The 4,670-nt window shown below is 65.1% G+C and carries 3 protein-coding genes; all 3 read right to left on the minus strand.

Annotated features, from left to right (window positions below; genetic code table 11):
* The coding region (locus tag VEK15_05240; protein ID HXV60076.1) for a D-aminoacylase at positions 1-1,157 on the minus strand (1,157 nt) is incomplete at its 3' end.
* A 7-nt stretch (positions 1,158-1,164) separates the two neighbouring features.
* Positions 1,165-2,310 carry a membrane dipeptidase gene (locus VEK15_05245; GenBank protein ID HXV60077.1) on the minus strand — a complete coding sequence of 382 codons (1,146 nt, stop codon included), beginning with the start codon at positions 2,308-2,310 and terminating at the stop codon, positions 1,165-1,167.
* A partial coding sequence (locus tag VEK15_05250; protein HXV60078.1) for a prolyl oligopeptidase family serine peptidase occupies positions 2,307-4,670 on the minus strand: 2,364 nt, incomplete at its 5' end. The genes VEK15_05245 and VEK15_05250, both read right to left, overlap by 4 nt.

Below are 4,670 nucleotides of genomic sequence, written 5' to 3' on the forward strand. Positions count from 1 at the left end.
ACGTCGGCGTCGTCCATCGAGTGGTAGATGGCGTCGAAGCCTCCCGCGAGCTGGAGCTCGATCACGAGGTCGATGCCGTTCTCGATGGTCGGATCGAGGCCGCGATCTCTCGCCAGATCGGCGAGCGTCTTTCCGTCGTAGCGCGGGTCGGAGCGCACGGTGCGGAACTGCACGCTCGAGATGTCGTCTCCCGCGCGCTGGTTCACGAAGATCGTCTCCATCTCCTCTTCGATGTGGGTGCGGGTCTCGGGATCTCTGAGGCGCGCGGCGAAGGCTTCCGTTCCTCCTGCGAGCGCCCATTGAGGGAAGAGAATCCGGGACGTCGTGCTCGACGCGGTGTAGGGGTAGACGTCGAGCTTGATGTCGAGGCCTTCCGCCCGGGCCTCGTCGATCATCCGGAGCGTCGTCTCCGAGAGTCCCCACTGCGGCCCGCCCACCGCTTTGTGATGCTGGATTTGCGCGGGAAGCCCGGCCTCCCGGGCGACGCGAATGGTCTCGGCCACCGAGTCGAGGAGCCCGTCGGCTTCGTTTCGCATGTGGGAGACATAGATGCCCTTGTGACGGGCGGCGACCTTGGCGAGCTCGATCACTTCCTCGGGCTCGGCATAGTTCGCCGGAACGTAGAGAAGGCCGGTGGCGAGACCGAGAGCCCCGTCGCGCATCGCTTCGTCCACGAGCGTTTTCATCTTCTCGAGCTCGGCGCCGGTGGGAGCTCGGTTCTCGAAGCCCATGACCGTCGTCCGGGCCCAGGTGTGCCCGGCGAAGAAGCCGACGTTCGGCGCCACCCGAAGCGACGCCATGTACTCGGCGAGCGGGTACGGCTGATCCCCGCTGTGAAGGCTCGCGAGGATGGTAGTGATGCCCTGCCTCAGGAAATTCTCCGCGAGCGGGTACTCGTGAATGGTCGTCTGGATGTGGGCGTGCTGGTCGATGAAGCCGGGAGCGACGATGAGGCCTTCGGCGTCGAGAACGAGCGTGGCGCTCGCCTCGTCGATCCCGTTTCGATCGATCCGAACGATACGGTCGCCCCGGAGGGCGACGTCGGCCCGAAAGCGCTCGGCCCCCGAGCCGTCGACGACGGTGCCGTTTACGATCAGAACGTCGTAGCCGGTCTGAGCCGCGAGTAGCGAGAAAAGAGCGACGCTTGCGAGGGACATGGCGGCCTCACACCGTCCAGATCTCGCTCAAAACGCGCTGGAAGTTACCGCCGAGGATGCCCTTGACGTCGGCATCGCTGTAGCCGCGCCGAATGAGACCTTCGGTGAGGAGAACCGTCCTCTCCGGCTTCGTCATCTCGTCCATGTCGATCTTCTCCCGGAAGCGGTACTGCTCGCGGTAGCGGCCGCCGGTCTTCTCCCAGACGTCCCGGCTCTGGGCGTCGTACCCGCCTCGGACGTCGGTGTCGGAACCGATGCCCAGGTGCTCGACGCCGATGAGTTTCGCCACGTAGTCGTAATGATCGAGAAGATGATCGATGGTAGTTGGTTCGGAGTGGTGGACGAAGCTCCGCACCGCCGTCATCCCCACGACCCCGCCCTTCGCCGCCATCTTCTTCAGCGCTTCGTCGGTCTTGTTGCGGGGATAGCCGGGAACGAGGGCCCGCACGTTGGTGTGGGTGATGAGGGCGGGCTTCACCGAGGCCTCGATGCCGTCGAGGGTCGTCCGGTCGCCGCAATGGCCGAGGTCGACCGCCATTCCGACTTCGTTCATGCGCTTGACGACGTCGGCTCCATAGTCGCTCAAGCCCCCATCGCTTCGATCCATGGACCCCGTGCCGAGCCGGTTCTGGCTGTTGTAGGTGAGCTGCGAGACCCGCTGCCCGAGCCCATGGAAGAGGTCGACGTCATCGACGGTGCGAAAGTGGTCGGAGTTCTGAAGCCCGAGGAGAAAGCCGAGCTTTCCCGAACCGTTGACCTGCTTCAAGTGCTCGACGGTAGTGATGCGGAGGAACCAGTCGGAGTGGTAGGCGAGGAATCCATTCCACCGCGCCGCCCAGTAAAGGGCGCGCGCGAACGGATCGTCGGACGCGCCGCCGCCGGTGGTGTCGTGAAAGACGTCGATGCCCGAGCTTCGATAGATGCGGAAGTCTTCCTCGGTAAAGCTTGCGGGGTTTCGGGCCCACTCATCGGACCGTTCGTCGACGATCGAGAGCGGCGCCAGCATGTCGATGACCGTCGCTTCCTCGACGAGCCTCCTCGCCCGACTCGCGGCGTCTTGAACGAGGAACGTCGGAGCTAGAGGCACGGCGGCGAGCGCCGCTCCCCTTGAAAGGAACTCGCGGCGGCAGAGGGATTCAGCGGTCATGCTCATGGGCTTGCTCCTTGAGACTCGCTGTCGGTCGGTTTGCCATCGACGAGGAGATGGCGATCGAACCACTCGGTCATTCGTTTGTAGCTGTCGCGTCTCGTCGCCACTTCGTCCCAGCCGTGGTCCTCCACCGGATAGACGACGAGATCGAAGTCCTTCTTCTTCTCCATCAGGATCTGGGCGAGGCGGAACGAGTCCTGGATCTGAACGTTGTCGTCCACGAGACCGTGCTGGATCTGGAGAGCGTCCTCGAGTCCGTCGGCGTAGTACATGGGGCTCGACCGCCGGTACGCTTCGGGGTCGTCCAGCTGGCTTCCGTTCAGGATGCGGTTGGTGTAGCCCTGGTTGTAGTGCGCCCAGTCGGTGACGGGGTAGAGAGCGACCCCGGCGCGGTATTTGCCCGGATGGCGGAAGAGCGACATGAGGGTGAAGAACCCTCCGTAGGAGCCGCCGTAGAGACCGATGCGGCGGGAGTCCACGCCGCGACGCCTGGCGAGGATGTCGAGGAGCGGAAGGGCACTGTCGATGTCGGAGATCCCCATCTGCCGGAACGCATACGTCCGATTGGCGTGTCCGTAGCCGGAGCTTCCCCGGTAGTCGACCGACGCCGCGACGTAGCCTTTCTGGTACATGTAGTTGGCGTAGAGAATCGCCCCGAGCCGGGTCCAGCCCTTGTCCACTCCCTGAGCACACTCGCCGCAGCCGTGGGCGTAGACGATGGCGCCGCCGTGAGCGTTCGAAGGTCGCTCCCAGATCTTCGCCCAGGCGTCGTTTCCCGCCGGGTCGTCGAAGCGGACGATCTCGCTTCCGATCCACGCCGTCCGGTAGAAATCATCCGTTCCCGACTTGGTGATCCGGGTCCACGCCGATTTCTGCCGGTTGTCGGTGAGGTAGAGATCGGCGAGAAGCTCGGGCGACTCGAAGAGGAGCGCCATGCGCTTTCCCTCGGGGGAAACCGAAGTGCGGACCTTTCCCTCGTGCTCAGTGATGCGAACGAGCTCGCCGCCTCGCGCGGGAAGATGATAGAGTTGCTCTTCCCCAGGGTGCTCGCGGCTGGCGGTGAGGAGCCACGTCGTGCCATCGGGCGAGAGCTCGGCACGGCGCACTTCCCACTCGCCGCGCGTGAGCGGGACGATGGGATCGGCGCGGCCGTCGACGTGGGCGAGGGTGAGCATCGCCCAGCCCGATTCGACCGAGCCCAACCCGAACGCGGTGCCATCGGGGAGCCATTCGAGGAATCCGGGCTGCCAGCGGCCTTCCACCAGAGGGCCGCCGATCCATGCTTCTTCCGTCTGGTGATCGAGGTGCGTCACCACGCCCGTATCGAGATCGACGAGCGACAGCCACCGGTCCTTGTGATCCATCGAGAGAATCTGGAGAGCAGCCTTCGTTCCCTGGGGATTCCAGTACGGTCCGTGCAGGATGGTTGCCTTTTCGATGCCGTCGTCGATCCAGCCAATCTCGATCGCGTCGCGCTCCTTCAGCGGATCGACGCGGACGAACCCCATCCTGTACTCGGAGAGGGCCTCCCCGACCTTCGGGCGGGCTTTCTTTTCCGTCGCGTAGCCCGACTCGCCCACGAACTCCATGTAGCTCGTCCGGTTCTCCTCGGAAGACTTCTTCTCCCAGAGGAACGTAACGAACTTCCCGTCTGGGGAGAGCCGGAGCTGGAAAGCGCGGGCACCCTTCTCGATCGGGATCTCCTGCGGCCGGTAGGGCTCGCGCTCGCGGTCGAGTGCTTCTTCGCGCTCGCGCCACTCTTTGCGCTTGCGCACCACGTCGATGAGCTCGAGCTGCTGCTCTTCGAGCCACGTCTTCTGGGACTTCTTCTCCTCGTCCTTCGTCACCACGAGAGCGATCTGTCGCACGTGCGACGTCGCGCGATCGTACGCCCAGAGGTCGCCGCTGTCGTCGCCCCGCACTTCGTAGCCCCGGGTGGCGAAGAACACCCGGTTTCCGTCGGAGCGCACGTGCACGTGTCCGAGAGATTCGGCGAAGGTGAAGACGGCCTTCGTTCCCGTCGGCTTCGTCCAGACGAAAAGCGTTCCTTCCCGGGTCCAGGCGGCGAGATCGCGCGAGGTCGACCAGGAGACGTTGGCGGTCGGGATCGTCCGGGCTTCCTCGACGTCGACGACCCGGAGGCTCGTTCCCGAAGCGTCGACGGCATACCAGGGATCGGACGCCGGGAGCTGTCCCGACGCCGGATCCTCGCGCCAGCGGAAATAGACCGCCTCGCCGCCCGGCGCCCACGTGACGTCGCGCGGGGAGAGGCCGAGAGCGCGATCGTCGGTCGCGAGGTGCTCGAGGGTGAGCCGGAACGCGGGATCGCGATCGGCCGGGGTCAGCTTCGACTGCTCGGCGAG

The organism is Vicinamibacteria bacterium, assembly GCA_035620555.1.
GTDB lineage: Bacteria > Acidobacteriota > Vicinamibacteria > Marinacidobacterales > SMYC01 > DASPGQ01.